Source organism: Paracoccus benzoatiresistens, from assembly GCF_026913015.1.
Classification (GTDB): Bacteria; Pseudomonadota; Alphaproteobacteria; order Rhodobacterales; family Rhodobacteraceae; genus Paracoccus; species Paracoccus benzoatiresistens.
This window is the reverse complement of record NZ_JAPTYD010000032.1, coordinates 1-17767: the sequence shown is the minus strand read 5'-3', so window position 1 is coordinate 17767 and position 17767 is coordinate 1. Positions and strand designations below refer to the sequence as shown.

Sequence of the window (17767 nt, the reverse complement as noted above, 5' to 3'; positions counted from 1 at the left end):
AAACCATGTCACTGATACAAGACGGACTGTCCACCGGGCGCGATCGCACCGCCCTGATCGAGGAAAGCATTCTGCCCACCCGGGCAAGCCAGCGGCCCATCGGCACGCTGGGCTATGCCTGGATATGGGTGGGCATCGCGGTCATCATCGCCACCTATTCGCTGGGCGCCACGGGCATCCAGGGTGGCTTTGATCTGGCGACGGTGGCGCTGACGATCGGGCTTGCGAACCTGACCATCGGCGCGCTGATGCTGGCCACCGCCGATATCGGTACGGAACACGGGCTCTCCTTCGCGGTCTATCTGCGCGCACCCTTCGGAATCCACGGCACCCATCTGCCTGCCGTGTCGCGCGGGATCGTGGCCGCGATGTGGTTCGGCATCCAGACCTATCTGGGCGCCCTGGCGCTGAACGGCATCGGCGAATACTTCCTGGGCTTTTCCAATTGGTTCCTGTGGTATGCGGTCTTTGCCGCCGTGCAGGTCGCCAACACCATGCTGGGCATCAAGTCGGTCGAACGGCTGGCCTCTCTGGCCGCGCCCGCGATCATCGCGATTTCCGTCTGGATGTATTTCACGCTGGAAGGCATCGCCGAAACCAAGGGCCTGAATATCTGGACCTTTCGGGCCGAGGGGCAGGCTTCCCTGATGGTGCTGTTCATCGCCAACATGAGCTTCTGGTCCACCATGGCAATCGACATCCCGAACCTGACACGCTTCGTCAAGACCAGGACCGGCAGCCGCAGCTTCGTGCAGCGCAACCGGTCGATCTTCCTGGCGCAACTGGTCGCGTTGCCGGTGACGCAGGCGATGATTGCGGGAATCGGCGCCGTGTCCTTCATTGCGACCGGCAACTGGAACCCGGTCGAGGTGATCCAAGGGGATGCACAGGGCATCGCGCTGCTGGTCCTGCTGATCCTGGTGGTGCTGGCGCAATGGTCCACCAACAACTCGGCCAACCTGATTCCCGCCGCGCTGACCTTCATCAACCTGGCACCGCGTGTCGTCAATTACCGCATGGCGGTGGTGATCGCGGGCGTGGTCGGCACCCTGTGCTTTCCCTGGCAGATCCTGGACAACCTTTTCGTGTTCCTGGGCTACTACGGCGCCTTCCTGTCGGCCATCGGCGGGATCATGGTCGCGGACTATTATGTGATCCGCCGCCGCCGCGTGAACGTGCCTGACCTGTTCGATCCTTATGGCCAGTATCGCTATTACCGCGGCTTCAATCCGGCCGGGTTAGTCGCATGGGTCGTGGCAGGGGCAGTCGCCGCCTGGTGGTCGGTCTATGCCTTCGTGATCGGCTTTCCCTTGGGCTTTCTGCTGTATCTGGTGCTGATGAAGGGACTGGTTCTGCCACGCTACCGGCAAGCAGAACTGGCACCGCACGGGTCGGATGAATACCTTGCAGCCTCGGTCGGGGTGGACTGGGTGCATCTTGGCGGAGGACGCTTCACGCGCAGCTCGTGCGGATCAGGCAGCGCGGGTGATCGCGAGGACCTGTAGAGCAGTCCCTGAGACCGGGTGCAAGAAACTGCATCCGTCTGGCCAGGCATCTGGAGGCGCAACATTGACGGTGTTGCGCCATCTGCCTTTGGGGGACCCACCTCAGTCTGGTTAGAGCAGTATATCGGGTCGCAGCCGTGTAGAGTGCATTGATGCACTTGATTAGTCACGATCCGGATTTACGGGCTCCAGACGGCTCTGGTGACATGACCGTTCCCCGACGGCATCTAATGTGGCGCGGTGGCTCTGCAACGAACCCAAAAAGGAGAGCGGTCATGTCGGAGATCGTCACGGTCGGGCTCAATCTGGCGAAGAATGTGTTCCAGGTGCATTAAGCCGATGGCGCAGGCGGGCCGTGCTGCGCAGGAAGTCGCGGTGAGGCCAGGTGCGGGAGTTCTTCAGCCGACTGCCCTCTTGCGTCGTGGTGCGGCTATGATGATGTGACCGCTCCCCTTTGTGGATCGTTGCAGACCCACCTTGGCACATCAGATGCCGTCGGGGGCGGTAACATCATCAAAGCCCTGGCGCGCACGCATGGCGCGCATCGCAGGCGCCGGTGTCGGCAGCGGTTCATCTGGCAGGTCACCTTGGGTGCCGGCGGTTCGAACCCGACAGCCAAGGCGATCTGGTCAACGGCCTGCCTCGCCATCCGGCGATCGGCGAGGATGTTGTGATCTACACGGGGCGACGATCCTGGAATGGATAGAGATCGGGCAGGGTGCCGTCATTGACGGTGGCGTGTGGTTGACCGCGCCCCAGCTGACCCAAGCCCCCGGCACGGTAGTCGCCCGCGACAGCCGGAGTTCGGTCAAATCAGGCATCAGCCTCAACAGGTTCCGCTTCTGCGATCGCCCGTGCAAGGCGGGCCGCGACCAGTTCGGCATGGGCGGTGACCTCGGGGATGCCCATGAGTTCGCCGAGATGGCCGCGCGCCAGCGGCCCCGCGACCCAAAGGCCGGGAACCGCTTCGCCCTTTGTCCCGACGGCCCGGCACCCCTCCGTGACGTCCAGGCCCAGGCCAAGGGAGTCGAGCCGCACCAGCCCCGCATCCGCTGCGGATGCCAAGACTGGCGAGACCTGGATGATTCGGTCATGCGCAGACCCGGTCGTCAGGATAGACCCGGTCGAAGATCTCCTTCCGCGCTCCGTGGCCGCAGGAGGCCCAGGACACGATCAGGCCGGCCTCCTCGGGCCGGATGCCATCCAGGCGACCCGCACGAATTCGCAGGTTGCCGGAGGCGATCAGGCGATCCAGCACCTCCTCGACCTGGGGCGCGATGCGAAACCGGTGAACGTCCCACCAGACGCGCAGGCGCCGGACCAGCCGGCAGCGTTCCCGCAGGGGCAGGGCGCTCCAGATCGCCGCGCCGTCGCGCCGCACATTGTCAAGCGCGGCCTGCCAGGGCAGGCCCGCGGCCGTATCCACGCGGACCGCCGCACGCTCCCGGCGCAAAAGGCCAAGCGCCGTCGCCGCCGGATTGGTCGCGAAATCCGTCCGGCTTTCCCGGCAGCCGAAGGCATGGCCGCGCGACCGCAGTCCCCGCCGCGACAGGGCCAGGATCGCGCCCCGGAACCCCTGCCGGTCAAGACTTGCGATGACATCGGCCGAGGTCAGCCCGTTGCCCAGCACAAGCACCCGCCGCGTCCCCGCCGCCGCCGTGATCGCCCGGGCGTCCGAGGGATCGGCGATCAGCCGGGCATCGTGGCGAAGCGCGGCCAGATGGCGCGGCAAGGCGGGGGGCGGGTGACTGGTCGCGATGACGACCTGGCCTGTGGTGACGACGCTGCCGTCCTGCAGGGTCACGCGGAAGGCTGGTGCGGCGCGCGCCAGCGTCACGGCATGGCCGCGAAGGTGGCGGATGCGGCCGGCCGTCAGGTCCTGCCGCAAGGCGTCCGAGACATAATCGGCCACGATCCCGCGTTGCGGAAACAGCGCGCCGTCCGGCCCGGCGGTGCCCTCGGACAGTTGCACGGCGCCGGCCTCAAGCCAGCGATGCAAATCGTCGCGGATATCGGTCCGCATCGTCATTCGACTTGCGGGGACGTTGATGCGGTGGCTGGGATCGGCCGTCGAATAGGCCAGGCCCGCCCCCAGCCTTTCGCGCGGCTCGATGACGGCGATTTCGGCATCGGGCGCTTGGCGGGCGAGGTGCCAGGCCACAAGGGCGCCCGTGAAACCACCGCCGATGATGGCGACATCCACCGCCGTCATGCCGGTGTCAGGCCCAGCAGGCGGGCTGCGTTGTCATGGAAGAAGCGGTCCAGGACCGTTTCCTTCAAGCCAAGGGACAGGGCGTCGTCGATCGATTGCCTGATCGGCCGGAAGGGATGGCTTGATCCGAACAGAAGCTGGTCGCCCAGCCAGCCGTTTGCCGCATCGACATAGGCCCTCGAGCCGGTCTGGAACAGGTACATGTCCGGGATCAGGTGGATGTTCTCCCAGCGGAAAGCTAGGCCGAGGATGGCCTGCACGTTGGGCCAGTAGCCGTGGAAGACCCCGATCCGCAGCCGCGGGAAGGCCTGCGCGACGCTGGCAATGCCGGCGGGATCGTTGAAGCGGGGATCGGAGTTGGTCGGACCGCTCATCAGGAAGATGGGGACGTCCAGGGACTGTGCCAGTTCGTAGACGGGGAAATAGGCGCGGTCGTCGGGATGGCGGGCAGGACTGCCGAAGCCAGGCTCGACGTCGAGGCCGCGCAGGCCCAGGTCGCGGATGGCGCGCTCGGCCTCGGTCAGGGCCGCGGCCTCTCCCTGGACGATGGGGTCGACGGCGCCGATGCCGCTGATCCGGTCGGGGTCCAGGGCCACGATTGCTGCGATGTCGTCGTTGGGCAGATGCTGGGTGGGCGTATGCCGCCCGACGACGATGGCCCGCGTCAGGCGGGCATCGGCGATTTCGGCCAGGAAACCCTCGGGCGTGGCCGAGCGGGCGAAATGCTGGTCGTCGCCGCGCGTTCCCACGCGCCGGCTCAGCCAGCGAACCGTTTCATAGTCTGGGGTCCCCGGCGTCCTGCCGAAGAAGTCGTGCAGATAGGCCGGCCGGCAGCGCATGTCGATGATGGGGCGGGTCATGGCGATCCTTCAGTTTGCCGCGCGGGCGAGGACGTCGAACGCACCGCCGGTCTGGGCGACGCCGCGCAGGGTAACGGGGACCTTTCCGACCAGCGGGAAGACCAGTTCGGCAAAGCGGATCGCTTCCTCGAGATGAGGATAGCCCGACATCACGAAGGTCTCGATCCCGAGGTCCTGGTATTCGCGCATCCGCGCGACGACGGTTTCCGGATCGCCCACAAGGGCCGTTCCGGCACCACCGCGCACAAGACCCACGCCTGCCCAAAGGTTCGGCGCGACCTCCAGCCTGTCGCGGCGGCCGCCATGCAGCGCGGCCATACGGCTTTGGCCGACGGAATCCATCTTGGCATAGTTGGCCTGCGCCCGTGCGATGTCGTCGTCCGTCAGGCGGCTGATCAGGCGCTCGGCCTCGGCCCAGGCCTCGGCCTCGATTTCTCGGACGATGGCGTGAAGGCGGATGCCGAACCGGACCGTCCGCCCATGCGCTGCGGCGCGGGCCCGGACATCGGCGGTCTTCCGGGCCACGGCTGCGGGGGGTTCGCCCCAGGTCAGGTAGACGTCGACATGCTCGGCTGCCAAGGCATGCGCGGCAGGCGACGACCCCCCGAAATAGAGCGGGGGCCAAGGCTGCTGGGGTCCGGGGTGAAAGTTCTGCGCGCCCTCGACCCGGACGTGCTTGCCATGGAAATCGACGCTCTCGCCCTTCATCAGGCGCTTCCTGACGGTCAGGAACTCGTCGGCGTTCTCGTAGCGCCCGTCATGGTCGAAGAATGCGTCGTCCGCGGCCAGTTCGCGCGGGTCGCCGCCCGGCACGACATTCAAAAAGCAGCCTGCCGCCCAAGGTCTCGTCCAGGGCCGCAGCCTGGCGCGCGGCGACCGTGGGCCCCGTAACCGAGGTGCGAAGCGCGACAAGAAGCCTGAGCCTGTGGGTCACCGGGGCAAGCGCCGCTGCGACGATCCAGGGGTCGAGGCAGCTGGCACCCGTGGGGATCAGCATCCCGTCATAGCCAAGACGATCGGCCGTCTGCCCGATCTCGCTCAGGTAGGCGGTCGAGGGCGCGCGGCCGAAGTCGGACGTGCCCAGATAACGGGTGTCGCCCGAAGTGGGAAGGAACCAGAAGATGTCGGGTTTGCTCATGATGTGGACCTTAGGCGACGGCCGCGCGGGCGGGAAGCAGTGAGGGGCCGAACTGCGCCACGGCCCGGTCAAGACGCGCCCGCACGTCAGGGGCCGCCAGTCGCCCGGCATGGAAGTCGGCCGACGAGGCGTAGACGCCCGTGGCCAGCACGTTCGCCTCGAAAAAGCCGAATAGCGGACGCAGCTGGTGTTCTATGATCAGGGCATGCCGATAGCCGCCATCCGTCGCCGCCAGCAAGACTGGCTGGTCGACCAAGGCCTGGGGATCGATCAGATCGAAGAAATGCTTAAAGAGCCCTGTGTAGCTCCCCTTGTAGATGGGACTCGCCACGATGACCGCGTCCGCGGAGATGAAGGCGTCCAGGTGCCTGTCCAGGCTCGAGGCCGTTCCGGGAACCGAGGCCGGGCCGAATTCGGCCCCCAGGTCGCCGGCATCGAAGACATGGGCAGACCCGCGGAAGCGCCACTGCGGCATTCGCGGCCTCTTTGACAAAGATCCGCGTCTTGGACGGGCTGCTCCATGATCCCACAAACGCAGCAAATCGGAGTGTGGCCAAGAATGTTCCTAAATTCTATTAACTTAGTAGGGTCTTCTAGGGGCCTTGGCAGGGGATGCCCATTCCAAACATGTGCTGCCCGACGGAAGGTATCTTCCCCGGCGAAACCCCGAACGGGAACCGTTTTCTCGGGCAGCGACGGACGAACCCCGGGCCGCCCAGGAGACGGAGAATCCTGAAATTGCGATCCTGCACCCCAAGAGGACGAGCTTTTCGATTCCGACCAAATAGAGAATGGGCCCCGGATTGCCCGCGGCATAAAACTCGATCAACTTTCTAGAGTAATAATGAGGTTGGACATGATGACCGTCTTCGACAGGCGCAGCCTGCTTCGCACCGCATCGATCTCAGGCCGTGCCGCGCTTGCGGCACCCGGCCTGCTGCGGGCGCAGGCCCTTGATGAAATCCGCATCGACTGGGCGACATACAACCCCGTCTCGATGCTGCTTCGCGACAAGGGCTGGCTGGAGCAGGAATTCCAAGGCGACGGCACCAGGATCACCTGGCTGCAGTCGGCAGGTTCGAACAAGGCGCTTGAATTTCTGAACGCAAGCGCGATCGACTTCGGATGGACCGCCGGATCGGCGGCCCTGGTCGCGCGGGTCAACGGCAATCCAGTGAAGGCCATCCACAGCTTTTCCCGGCCGGAATGGACGGCGCTTGTCACGCGGGCCGATACGGATATCGGCACGGTGGCGGATCTGAAGGGAAAGTCGGTCGCGGTCACGCGGGGCACCGATCCCCATGTCTTCCTGATCCGCGCCCTTGCCGACGCAGGCCTGACCGAACGTGACCTCACGCCGGTCCTGCTGTAGCACGCGGACGGCAAGACCGCGCTGATCCGCGGCGACGTGGACGCGTGGGCGGGGCTTGATCCGCTGATGGCCGCCGCCGAGGTCGAGGACGGCGCCAGCCTGTTCTTCCGCAAGCCCGAGGCCGATACCTGAGGCATCCTGAACACCCGAGAGGCCTTTCTGGCGGAACGGCCCGAGGCCGTCGCCCGTGTCCTGTCCGTCTATGAGCGCGCGCGCCGGTTCGCGCTTGAAAACCCCAAGGAGCTACATGCCGTGACGGTCGCCGCCACCGGCCTTGCGCCCCGGATCATCGACGTCCAGCTGAACCAGCGGACCGACCTGACCCAGCCCCGCCTGGGCCAGCCCCAGCATGACAGCATCCTTGCGGCGGGTCTTGCCCTTCAGGCGGCCGGCGTAATCGGGCAGACGGTCGACGTCCAGGAGGTCTTGTGGGCGCTGCTGGATGACCGCTTGCCGACGGTCTGAGCGGATGGTCGATGTCCTTCACCACACCCGCCGGGCCAGCGGCACGGGTCCGCGCCTGACGCGCCTGCGTCCGCTTCAGGGATTTCTTTTGCCCCTGGGCCTTGCCTTGGGGTGGGAGCTGGTAGTGGCGGCGGGATGGAACTCGGGGCGGCTGTTGCCCCCTCCGTCCGTGGTCTGGGACACGCTGTCAGACCTTTGGGCCCAGGGGGACCTGGTCCACCACGCGCAGGCGACGCTTGTCCGGGTCGGGCTTGGCTTCGTGGCCGGGGTCGCGGCGGGCACGGTCCTTGGGGCGGTCACCGGCTATTCGCGGACGGCGTCGCGCCTGCCCGATCCGTCGCTGCAGGCCTTGCGGGCCATTCCGTCGATTGCCTGGGTCCCGCTGTTCATCCTGTGGTTCGGCATCTTCGAGACGCCAAAGATCGCCCTTATCGCGGTCGGCGTGTTCTTTCCGGTCTATCTTGGCGTGATGGACGCGATACGGGGCGTCGACCGCAAGATCGTCGAGGCGGCCGCGTCTTTCGGCTGTCCGGCCTAGCCATGATCGGGCGCATCCTGCTGCCCGCGATCCTGCCCGCCTATGTGACGGCGCTGCGGGCCGGTCTCGGACTGGGCTGGATGTTTGTGGTCGCGGCCGAGTTCATGGGCACGTCCGCCGGCCTGGGGTATCTGCTGATCGATGGCCAGCAACTGGGCAAGCCCGCGCAGATCGTCGCCGCGATCATCACCTTTGCCTTGCTGGGCAAGCTGACCGACAGCCTGCTGGCCCTGGCCGCGGCACCCTTCCTGCGGTGGCAGGACAGCTTTGCCGGCGCCCGCCAATCGGAGTAAGCGATGCTTGCGATCCAGAACCTGTCCCGCAGCTATCCGGGCGGCACCCATGCCCTGGACCGGATCGACCTTGTCGTGCCCGAAGGCCAGGTCCTGGCCGTCCTGCGCGGCTCGGGATGCGGAAAATCGACCCTGCTGCGTGTAGTCGCCGGGCTGGACCGCCCCAGCCATGGGCGCGTCACCATCGACGGAGCCTTTGTCGATGGTCCTCATCCCCGGATCGGCATCGTGTTTCAGGAACCGCGCCTGCTTCCCTGACTGACGGTCGAGCAGAATGTCGGGTTCGGCCTTTCCGCCTTGCCCGGCTCGGAGCGACACGCCCGGGTGGGGCAGGCCCTGGCTGGGGGCGGGCTGCCCGACAAGGCAGGCGCCTGGCCCAGGCAGCTCTCGGGCGGCCAGGCACAGCGCGTGGCCATCGCCCGCGCCCTGGTCGCAAGGCCCGGGGTGCTCTTGCTGGACGAGCCGTTCTCGGCCTTGGATGCATTCACCCGCCGGGATCAGCAACGCCGCCTTCTGCAGATCTGGTCCTCGGGCGAACCCCGGCCGACGCTGGTCGTCGTCACGCACGACCTCGACGAGGCACTGATGCTGGCCGACCGGATCGTCGTCATGCGTCCCGATCCGGGCCGGATCGCCAGCGACCTCGCGGTCGATCTGCCGTGCCCACGGGACCGCACCAGCCATGCTTTCGAATTGCGCCGCCGTCAGGTCATGGCGGTGCTGGACCAAACCCTGCCGGGGCTGGCCCGCGCGCGAGAGGAACAGGAATGACCCATCAGGACCGAAAACCCCCCGAGGCGGCGTCAGCCCGCATCACGACACATGACCAAGCGCTTGCCGCCGCACGCATCCTGGCGCATGACTGGGCGACACGCGCGGCCCAGCGGGACGCGCAGCGATTCCTGCCCCATGCCGAGATGCAGGCCTTCAGCGACAGCGGGCTGGGGGCCATCACCGTGCCCGTCGCCTATGGCGGACCGGGCCTGGCCGGCGCACGCTGGTCGAGGTGTTCGAGATCCTGTGCGCCGCCGACAGCTCGGCCGGGCAGGTGCCGCAGAACCATTTCGGGGTCCTGCACCTGCTGTCCGAAGTAGGCAGCCCCGATCAGAAGCGGCGGTGGTTCGGCGATGTCCTGGCGGGAAGGCGCATCGGCAATGCCGGGCCCGAAAAGGGGCGAAAGATCATCACCCACAACCGGACGGGCCTGCATCGCACCGAAGCCGGTTTGCGCCTGACCGGACGGCGCTTTTACTCGACAGCGGCGATCTTTGCCCACTGGATACCGACCAGGGCCAATGACGAGCAGGGCCGCCCGGTCCAGGTCTGGGTTCCTCGCGACGCGCCGGGCGTCAAGGTCCTGGACGACTGGGACAGCTTCGGCCAGCGCACGACGGCGTCGGGCACGGTGGTCTTTCAGGATGTGGCCGTGCAGGACGACCAGACCATCCCCCTGTGGCAGAGGGCGGACATTCCGAGCCCGTCGGGTCCGACATCCCAACTTATCCAGGCCGCGATCGACAGCGGCATCGCCATCGCCGCCCTGGTGGATGCGGTGGATTACGTCCGCGACAAGGCCCGCCCCTGGATGGACAGCGGGCTCGACCGGGCGTCGGATGATCCCTATGTCATCGCGGATGTCGGGCGCCTCCAGATCGACCTTCGGGCTGCAAGGGAGGTGCTGCACCGGGCGGCGGAATTGGTCGACGAGATCGCATCCCGTCCCGTCACGGCCGAGGACAGCGCGCGGCCTCGGTCGCCGTCACGGAAGCCAAGATCCTGACGAGCGAGGTTGCGCTGACCGCGACCGAGAAGCTGTTCGAACTGGCCGGGTCGTCGGCCGTGCGGAAGGGGCCGAACCTTGGGCGGCATTGGCGCAACGCGCGGGTTCACACCCTGCACGATCCGGTCCGCTGGAAATACCACCTGCTGGGCAACTGGCACCTGAACGGCGCGGCTCCGTCCCGCCACCAATGGGACTGAGCCATGACACGCATCGCACCGCCGCCCGAATTGCCCCACGTGCCAAGGACTTCAAGCGCCGGACCCGGCTGACCGTGGCCGGCCGGCTGCGGCTGAACATGTGCAAGTTCTATTGCACGGGGGCGACTTATGCCCACTGGATCCCGGCTCTGGCTGTCGAGGACGACGACCGCCAGCAGATGGTCTTCGTCCCGCGCGAGGCGTCGGGCGCGACCATCACCGACGACTGGGATGGCTTTGGCCAAAGGGTCACCGGCTCCGGCTCGGTCGCGTTCGATGATGTCGAGGTGCACCCCGAGTGGATCGTGCCCTTCCAGGACAGCTTCGATCGGGTGACGCCGATCGGCCCCCATGCGCAGATCATGCACGCCGCCATCGGCCTTGGCATCGGGCAGGAGGCCTTTGGCCAGATGACTTCGTTCATCCGCGATCGGGCCCGGCCCTGGATCGATGCGGGCGTGGACCGCGCAGACCAGGATTCGCTGACCATCGCGGGCGTGGGCGAGGTTGCCCTGCGCCTTCGCGCAGCCGAAGCCCTCCTGCACCGCGCGGGCCGTGTCCTGGACCTGGCCCAGGCCGATGCCACCGAGGCGACGGTGGCCGATGCATCGCTGGCGGTCGCGGCGGCCCGCGCCTTGACGACGACCGCGGGGCTTCTGGCGGCCAGCAGGCTGTTCGAACTGTCGGGCACCTCAGCCACGTCGGGAGCAGACAACCTTGACTGCTATTGGCGGAACGTCCGGACCCACACGCTGCACGACCCGGTGCGTTGGAAATACCACGCGATCGGCACCATCGCCTGAACGGCGTCAATCCGCCCCGACACGGAGCCATCTGAATGACCACGCCCCTGGGCCGCCACATCATCGTCAACGCCTTCAACATGAACTGCGTGGGCCATATCAATCACGGTCAATGGACCCACCCCCGCGACCGCTCGGCGGATTACACCAAGCTGTCCTACTGGATCGACCTTGCCCGCAAGCTGGAGGAGGGGCTGTTCGACGGGCTATTCCTGGCAGACGTGATCGGCACCTATGATGTCTCTGGCCAGGCGCTGGACGTCACGCTTCGCAAGTCCGTACAGTTGCCGGTCAACGATCCGATCCTGCTTGTCTCGGCAATGGCGGCGGTGACAAGGAACCTGGGCTTCGGCGTCACCGTCAATGTGAATCAGGAGGCGCCCTATACCTTCGCCCGCCGCCTTTCGACGCTGGACCACCTGACCGAAGGCCGGATCGGCTGGAACATCGTCACCGGCTATCTGGACAGCGCGGCGCGTGCCCTGGGGCAAAGCGGCCAGACCAACCACGACCTGCGCTATGACCAAGCGGATGATTAACTCGACGTGCTCTACAAGCTGTGGGAGGGTTCGTGGGACGAAGATGCCGTGATCCGCGACCGGTCCTCTCGCATCTATGCCGATCCGGCGAAGGTCCGCACGATCCGTCACGACGGCCCCTTCTACAAGGTCGAGGGGCCCCATCTGTCCGAGCCCTCGCCCCAGCGGACCCCGGTCCTGCTGCAGGCGGGCAGCTCGGGGCGCGGACTGCGCTTCGCGGCCCGGCACGCCGAATGCGTGTTCATCGCGGCACCCGACAAGGCGGCCGCGAAGAAGGCCGTCACGGGGCTGCGCCAGGCGGTGGCGGATGCGGGGCGCGATCCCCGTGCCGTGAAGGTGCTGATCGGCGTCAACGTGACCGTGGACGACAGCGAGGCCGCCGCGCGGGACAAGCTGGAGGGCCACCGCGCCCATGCCAGTGCCGAAGCGGGGCTGGCGCATTTCTGGGCCTCGACAGGCATCGATTTCGAGCCCTACGGCCTTGACGATCCGATCCCCTACGGTCCGGGCAATGCCCTCCAGTCCGCCACCGCCCTTGCCCAGAGCAGGGGATGGACCAAGCGCGACCTGTTGGCGCAGCTTGCCCTGGGCGGGCGCTATCCCCTGGCCGTGGGTACCCCCGCGCAGGTCGCGGACGAACTGGAATCCTGGGTCCGAGAGGCGGATGTCGATGGGTTCAACCTGACCCGCCTGGCTTCCCCGGGCACATACGAGGACTTCGCGCGGCTGGTTGTTCCCGAATTGCAGGATCGCGGCAGCTACAAGACCCGATATGCTCCGGGAACCTGGCGCAACAAGCTGACGGGCCAAGGCGACAGGTTGCCGTCCGATCACGCCGCGGCGGCCTTTCGTCGCGGCATGGTCTCGCAGGCGGCCAAATAGCCGTGGTCAGCGTCCCCGGCCCGCCGCTTGCCGCGACAGGGCCGGGCGGCCCGCGACCCCATCAGGATGGCCCCCGGACCTTCCGACCAGGCCCCGTGGGGCCGGCGTGAAGGCCGGCCCAAGGGGGCCCGTTCTAGCGGGCCTTCAGCCGCCTCACCCAGAGGTCGCCGGTCAACTGGACGGCCGACACCAGCAGGATCAGGATGGCGATCACCACCAGCATGACCGTGGTGTCGAACCTCTGATAGCCATAGCGGATCGCGACATCGCCCAATCCCCCCGCGCCGACCGCGCCCGCCATGGCCGATGCGCCGATCATCGACACGACCGTGATGGTGAATCCACCGATGATGCCCGGCAGGGCCTCGGGCAGAAGGACGTGGCGCACGATGTGCCAGCGGCGGCACCCGATGGATTGCGCAGCCTCGACCAAGCCGGGATCGACCTCCCGGAGCGACACCTCGGCAATGCGGGCAAAGAAGGGCGTGGCCGAGATCGACAGCGGGACGATCGCGGCCCACACGCCGATGGTCGTTCCGGCCAGCAGCCGGGTCAGCGGGATCAGCGCGACCAGCAGGACGATGAAGGGCACTGCCCGAAAACCGTTGACGACCGCGCCGACGATCCGGTTCAGCCTGGGGGCCGGAAAGACGCCGTCCGGCTCCGACGTGACCAGGAACACCGCCAGCGGAATTCCGGCCAGCAGGGCGATCCCGGCAGACACGCCGACCATCAGCAGCGTGTCCTGGAACGCATGCCACAGGCGATCAATCATTGGCGTGGTCAGCATGACCAAGAACCTTTCTGTGATCGCAGAAGGAATCGAGAGGCGTGAGATCCGCGTCGGAGGGCGCCGCGATCAGAACGCGACCGACCTGCCTGCCCTGGATGCTGTCGATGTCGGCGGTCAAAAGCCGACCGCCGCCGCCGATCCCCTGCGCAAGCGCGCCCAGATCCGGACGGGTGGTACCCGCGAAGCCCAGTTCCAGGATGATCTCGTCGCGATGGCTATGCCGGGCGGGCCGCAGCCGGGCCGCGAGGTCGTCGGGAAGGTTCTTCATCAGCGGTGCCAGCAGGGCCCGGGTGGCGGGATGGCGGGGCGGGCCGAAGACCTGCCAGACCGGACCCGCCTCGGCGATGCGTCCTCCCTCCAGGACCAGGACGCGGTCGCAAATTTCGCGGATGACGGCCATTTCGTGGGTGATCAGGACAATGGTCAGGCCAAGCCGCGCGTTGATGTCGCGCAGCAGCGTCAGGATCGACAGCGTGGTTTCGGGATCGAACGCGCTTGTCGCCTTGTCACAGAGAAGGATCTCGGGGCGGCTGACCAGGGCGCGGGCAATGCTCACCCGCTGCTTCTGGCCGCCCGACAGGCGAGAGGGATAGGCCGCGCCCTTGTCCGACAGCCAGGCCAGATCCAGCACCTCGGACACCCGGGTGTCGATCTGCTCGCGCGCGACGCCTGCCACCTTCAGCGGCAGGGCGACGTTTTCCCGCACGGTCTTCGCGGAAATGCTGGAAGATCATTCCGATCCGCCGCCGCAGCGCGACAAGCCCCGCTTCGGACAGATCGCCAATGTCGCGGCCGTCGACAAGCACACGTCCGCAGTCTTACCGAAAGTCCCGCCTGTTCACCTTGATCGCATCGAGATGGAGATCCCCCGCGCCCGTGCCCCAGTTCGGCAGGCTGGCGGATGTCATCCACTCGACCTTCCGTCCTTGAGGTGCGCCGGCTGTTCCGGGGGCCTCGGCAAGACGGTGTTCCGCCTTCCGCCGGATGCCTTGCGCTTTGGCCAAACCGACTGCCAAGCGGGACGCGGGGCTTCTTCTGACGGTGGCGCTTGGCTGCGTCGGCGATGTGGCCCTGGCTGAGCGCCTCGGCGCTTGCGGCGGACCTGCTGCGCCATCGCATCCCGCCCTGCCGATCCACCCGCAAGTGAATCCGGCCGGGCAATGGCCGTGGGTTGCCTTGGGTTCGCAGGGGACGACCCGAGGAGACGGGGCGGTGAATTCCGGGACAGGCAGGCGCCAGGATCAGCGCCCGCCATCAGGTTCCAAGGCCGCTAGAGGATGAAATCGCTGTCGTACATGTCGTATACGTCAGCAATTTCGATTTCGAAGTCGGCCCACCCGTCGCCGTCCTGGTCGCCCGACAAGACCTCATCATAGAAGCGAAGCTCACCGGCCGTGCCGGAGAAGTCGTCGTCACCGATGAATTCGAAGGCGTCATCTGGCGAACTGGTGTTCAGGTCCGCGTCGAGCCAGGACAGATCGACAAGATCGTCGCCGCTTTCGAAGTCCATGATGAGCACTTCGCCTGAAGTCCCCGCACCGTAGTAATTGGGTTCGATCAGGAAAGTGTCATAGCCGTTGTCGCCATACAGAACGTCGCTGCCGTAAGAACTGATCAGCGTGTCATCGCCTTGGCCGCCATAAAGGGTATCGTCCCCCTCGTTCCCACTCAGCAGGTCATCGCCACTGCCGCCATAAAGGCGGTCATCGTCATACCCTCCCTCGAGGGTGTCGTCCCCGGAATTGCCGTGGACGGTGTCGTCGCCCTCATACGCGTAGACGTAGTCGTCACCGGAGCCAGCAACGATGCTGTCGTCGCCGTATGCCCCATAGATCGTGTCGTCGCCCGAGCCACCATCGAAGGTGTCGTTCCCCGAATAGCCGTAAAGCCAATCGTCGCCCTCTCCGCCGGAAAGCTCATCGTCGCCCTCTCCGCCGTAAAGCTCATCGTCACCATCGCCGCCCGAAAGCGTGTCCTCTCCGGCATCTCCACTCAGCAGATCTCTTCCGATCCCGCCGGAGATCGAGTCGTCGCCATTGCCGCCCTCCAGCCAATCCCGGCCCGCACGCCCCCGCAGGATATCGTCGCCCGAACCGCCATAGGAGGTGTCATTGCCGCGCCCGCCATCGATCAGGTCACTGCCCCGGTTGCCGTAGGACTCGTCGTCGCCGTCACTCCCGTAAAGCGTGTCATGCCCCGAATTGCCGTTCATCCTGTCGTCGCCGTTGCCCCCATCGAGCCAGTCGTCGCCCGACCCTCCGTTCAGGGTGTCGTCGCCCGATCGGCCGAAAAGCGTGTCGTAGCCCCCTCCGCCATACAGCAGGTCGTCCCCGCCACCGCCCGAAAGACTGTCATCGCCCCGGTAGCCATAAAGGGTATCGGGCCTGTATGAAGGAAACGCACCGCGCGGGTCGGCGTCCACCCCCCGCGAGAGATAGTCAGGCTCTATGATGTCGTCCCTGTCGGTGCCATAAAAAGTTGCCATTGTCCTGTCCTTCCTTACAAGACGCAAAAGCGCCGCCATTCCCGTCCTCGCGGGAATTCCCAAGCCATCATTTGTTCAGACCCGGCATCAGCCGAACCGGATGTCACCCTCGGCAAGCCCGGTGAAGGCTATCATGAAGTCCTTGCCATCTTGGATGATTACCATCTGGCCGAATTCTTCGAGGTCGCTTCCGAACCCCTGGAGATTGCTGACATCCCGGCCTATATGAAAATCGTGGATCGTGTCGCCGCCAGCGCCGGGCCTGAAGACAGAGTTGTCGATGCCGCCCGTGGTCTTGTCGGTCTGCGGAGGGACCGCACACCCTTCGCTCTCACTTGCCTCGCCCAGATGAATGTCGCCGCGGACCTTGGCATTTCCCTGCATCCGGTCCTCGCCGCCCGAAGGTTGGCCCAGCATCTGGTAGGCACAGCCGTAAAGCTCGCGGCTTCCGGTATGACTTGCGACCAGCGTGTTGTTGTCGCGCCGGCTGACCAGCAGGTCGCGCCTTCCGGCCTGCCTGCCGGACATTTCATCCGCATCGCCGGTAAGTCCGTTGTCTTCCTCATTGATGCCCAAGAGCAAATCGGCAAATCCAAGCCGCCCAACAAGACCGACCATGATGCATATTCCCTGGATGAACATATCGGACTGATTCAAAAGGCTTGAAAAGCCTTGATGTGTCTCAGCATCTCAAGGTTTATGGAATAATAAACCACCTAAAGATTCGTTGATAGAATCTTTCGTCAATTTTCAGTATGAATAGTTATTTTTTATACCGAAGATGCAAAGGATCTACAATAAATTAATGTCTAATAAGGAGTTTAGTGAAGGTAATATGACTTAATTTTCATGAAAAACAAGCTATAACTAACATCTATATGGCAGAAGTGTATATTGATCAGCGCGCGATTTCGCCGCGTCATTCATGTAGGCTCCAGGCTATTGATGTCAGAGCCAGAACAGAACTGTCGCGGCGCGCGCGCTGGCTGAGAAGAAGGCTTCTGGGCAGCGGTTTCATCGAGTTGCAACGCGCCTCCAGTCCTTGAGCCTCCCGAACATGATCTTTAACCGGCTGCGCCGCCTGGATCGGCGCGCCATGATCCTTACCTAGAACCGCGGCTTTGCCGAGTGGGGTGAGGTCTTCGGAGATCCGGTTGTCGCAAAAGCATTGCTGGACCGCCACCTGCATCGTGCCGTGGTCATCCAGACAGAAGGCGCCGGCTATCGGCTCCGCGCCCATGCTGATCTCATCCCGGAGCATGTTCGAGCAAACGCACGGATTGCTCCGCCGCCGCACCCCAAGCGTGGGAAACGTTTCCCGGCCCGAAAAATGGAGCTGCCAATCATTGACCCCGGTGATACCCGGCCCAGATCAACTAAGGAGTTTATCTTGCCCGTTTTGGCAGCCCAACGCTACCCTGTGCTGCCGTTCGACACGGCGGACATGCACTTCTCCTCGACAATACAGCTCGCGCATGGCGACAAGACGTTCCTCCACCACCAGAATGATGGTCAGGACCCTTTGGTGGTGTCTTTCGGCACCGCATCCATCCTGCGATCCACAGGCACCCGGCCAACCTCGACCTCCATCTGTGACAGTTCAGCGGACAAAAGGTGTTCGATGGTCTCGGTTTCCGTGGCGATCCGCACACGACCTGTTGGGACCGAGCGCTTGCTCAGCGACACCGTTTCTTCCACTACGGGAAGGATGTCGGACTTGGAATCGTGCGGCACGCATCTTATGCGACCTGCCCGGCGTAGCGCTCCACGTGGTAAGGGCAAGAAGCGATGTTCAAGGCGGGGTGCCTCAGATTTCGAGGCAAAGCAGCGGCTGCGGTTGGCATTTCCGAGGCCCTTTGGACGGCATTGCTGAGGATATCGAGGCCTTGCTGGAGAAGGCCG

General features: G+C 65.4%; 18 protein-coding genes and 5 pseudogenes. 12 read left to right on the top strand and 11 right to left on the bottom strand.

Features of this window, described 5'->3' with window-relative positions; all coding sequences use genetic code 11:
- The first annotated feature begins 5 nt into the window (after positions 1-5).
- Positions 6-1505: an NCS1 family transporter gene (locus OU682_RS16715; protein ID WP_268943323.1), complete on the top strand. Its 1500-nt coding sequence runs from the start codon at positions 6-8 to the stop codon at positions 1503-1505.
- A 275-nt stretch (positions 1506-1780) separates the two neighbouring features.
- Positions 1781-1881, top strand: a pseudogene (locus OU682_RS16710) (IS110 family transposase); the annotation flags it as partial.
- A 437-nt stretch (positions 1882-2318) separates the two neighbouring features.
- Here OU682_RS16710 and OU682_RS16705 read toward each other — a convergent pair.
- The 6 genes from OU682_RS16705 to OU682_RS24140 are packed head-to-tail and all read right to left on the bottom strand — an operon-like array spanning position 2319 to position 6190.
- The gene (locus OU682_RS16705) at positions 2319-2570 is read right to left on the bottom strand and encodes a hypothetical protein (RefSeq protein WP_268943321.1); all 252 of its coding nucleotides are present in this window, start codon (positions 2568-2570) and stop codon (positions 2319-2321) included.
- Between the two features lie 25 nt (positions 2571-2595).
- Positions 2596-3717: an FAD/NAD(P)-binding protein gene (locus OU682_RS16700; protein WP_268943320.1), complete on the bottom strand. Its 1122-nt coding sequence runs from the start codon at positions 3715-3717 to the stop codon at positions 2596-2598.
- The gene (locus tag OU682_RS16695; protein ID WP_268943318.1) at positions 3714-4577 is read right to left on the bottom strand and encodes an amidohydrolase family protein; all 864 of its coding nucleotides are present in this window, start codon (positions 4575-4577) and stop codon (positions 3714-3716) included. The genes OU682_RS16700 and OU682_RS16695 overlap by 4 nt, the downstream gene beginning before the upstream one ends.
- 9 nt (positions 4578-4586) lie before the next feature.
- Positions 4587-5390 (bottom strand): LLM class flavin-dependent oxidoreductase, encoded by an 804-nt coding sequence (locus OU682_RS16690; protein ID WP_268943342.1) that lies wholly within the window; start codon positions 5388-5390, stop codon positions 4587-4589.
- Positions 5335-5715, bottom strand: a complete 381-nt coding sequence (locus OU682_RS24490) for an LLM class flavin-dependent oxidoreductase (RefSeq protein WP_268943317.1) — start codon at positions 5713-5715, stop codon at positions 5335-5337. Before OU682_RS24490 ends, OU682_RS16690 begins: the two co-directional genes overlap by 56 nt.
- A 10-nt stretch (positions 5716-5725) precedes the next feature.
- Positions 5726-6190: an NAD(P)H-dependent oxidoreductase gene (locus OU682_RS24140; protein ID WP_329609820.1), complete on the bottom strand. Its 465-nt coding sequence runs from the start codon at positions 6188-6190 to the stop codon at positions 5726-5728.
- Between the two features lie 381 nt (positions 6191-6571).
- On the opposite strand from OU682_RS24140, the gene OU682_RS16675 reads away from it, so the two are divergent.
- The 9 genes and pseudogenes from OU682_RS16675 to OU682_RS16630 all read left to right on the top strand — a co-directional run bounded on the left by OU682_RS16675 (position 6572) and on the right by OU682_RS16630 (position 12587).
- Positions 6572-7087 (top strand): ABC transporter substrate-binding protein, encoded by a 516-nt coding sequence (locus OU682_RS16675; protein ID WP_268943316.1) that lies wholly within the window; start codon positions 6572-6574, stop codon positions 7085-7087.
- Between the two features lie 252 nt (positions 7088-7339).
- Positions 7340-7552 carry a hypothetical protein gene (locus tag OU682_RS16670; RefSeq protein WP_268943315.1) on the top strand — a complete coding sequence of 71 codons (213 nt, stop codon included), beginning with the start codon at positions 7340-7342 and terminating at the stop codon, positions 7550-7552.
- Positions 7530-8383: pseudogene (locus OU682_RS24285) on the top strand (ABC transporter permease). Before OU682_RS16670 ends, OU682_RS24285 begins: the two are co-directional and overlap by 23 nt.
- Positions 8384-8386: 3 nt before the next feature.
- Positions 8387-9154 (top strand): annotated as a pseudogene (locus tag OU682_RS16655) (ABC transporter ATP-binding protein).
- Positions 9151-9477 carry an acyl-CoA dehydrogenase family protein gene (locus OU682_RS16650; protein ID WP_268943312.1) on the top strand — a complete coding sequence of 109 codons (327 nt, stop codon included), beginning with the start codon at positions 9151-9153 and terminating at the stop codon, positions 9475-9477. The pseudogene OU682_RS16655 and the gene OU682_RS16650 overlap by 4 nt, the downstream one beginning before the upstream one ends.
- Positions 9390-10163: an acyl-CoA dehydrogenase gene (locus OU682_RS16645; RefSeq protein WP_268943311.1), complete on the top strand. Its 774-nt coding sequence runs from the start codon at positions 9390-9392 to the stop codon at positions 10161-10163. Before OU682_RS16650 ends, OU682_RS16645 begins: the two co-directional genes overlap by 88 nt.
- Positions 10079-10363 (top strand): hypothetical protein, encoded by a 285-nt coding sequence (locus tag OU682_RS24135; protein WP_329609821.1) that lies wholly within the window; start codon positions 10079-10081, stop codon positions 10361-10363. The genes OU682_RS16645 and OU682_RS24135 overlap by 85 nt, the downstream gene beginning before the upstream one ends.
- Entirely contained in the window at positions 10354-11166 is an 813-nt protein-coding gene (locus tag OU682_RS16635; protein WP_268943310.1) for an acyl-CoA dehydrogenase, read from the top strand. Before OU682_RS24135 ends, OU682_RS16635 begins: the two co-directional genes overlap by 10 nt.
- A 35-nt stretch (positions 11167-11201) precedes the next feature.
- Positions 11202-12587: pseudogene (locus OU682_RS16630) on the top strand (LLM class flavin-dependent oxidoreductase).
- 133 nt (positions 12588-12720) lie between these two features.
- On the opposite strand, the gene OU682_RS16625 reads toward OU682_RS16630, so the two are convergent.
- The 5 genes and pseudogenes from OU682_RS16625 to OU682_RS16605 all read right to left on the bottom strand — a co-directional run.
- Positions 12721-13377, bottom strand: a complete 657-nt coding sequence (locus tag OU682_RS16625; protein WP_268943309.1) for a methionine ABC transporter permease — start codon at positions 13375-13377, stop codon at positions 12721-12723.
- Positions 13355-14086 carry a methionine ABC transporter ATP-binding protein gene (locus OU682_RS16620; protein WP_329609819.1) on the bottom strand — a complete coding sequence of 244 codons (732 nt, stop codon included), beginning with the start codon at positions 14084-14086 and terminating at the stop codon, positions 13355-13357. Before OU682_RS16620 ends, OU682_RS16625 begins: the two co-directional genes overlap by 23 nt.
- A gap of 564 nt (positions 14087-14650) precedes the next feature.
- On the bottom strand, positions 14651-15865 hold the full coding sequence (locus OU682_RS16615; protein ID WP_268943308.1) for a calcium-binding protein: 1215 nt from the start codon (positions 15863-15865) through the stop codon (positions 14651-14653).
- 87 nt (positions 15866-15952) lie between these two features.
- Entirely contained in the window at positions 15953-16507 is a 555-nt protein-coding gene (locus OU682_RS16610) for a hypothetical protein (RefSeq protein ID WP_268943307.1), read from the bottom strand.
- 306 nt (positions 16508-16813) lie between these two features.
- Positions 16814-16972, bottom strand: a pseudogene (locus OU682_RS16605) (IS5/IS1182 family transposase); the annotation flags it as partial.
- 61 nt (positions 16973-17033) lie between these two features.
- Here OU682_RS16605 and OU682_RS24550 point away from each other — a divergent pair.
- On the top strand, positions 17034-17738 hold the full coding sequence (locus OU682_RS24550; protein ID WP_503635072.1) for a hypothetical protein: 705 nt from the start codon (positions 17034-17036) through the stop codon (positions 17736-17738).
- The last annotated feature ends 29 nt before the right edge of the window (positions 17739-17767 follow it).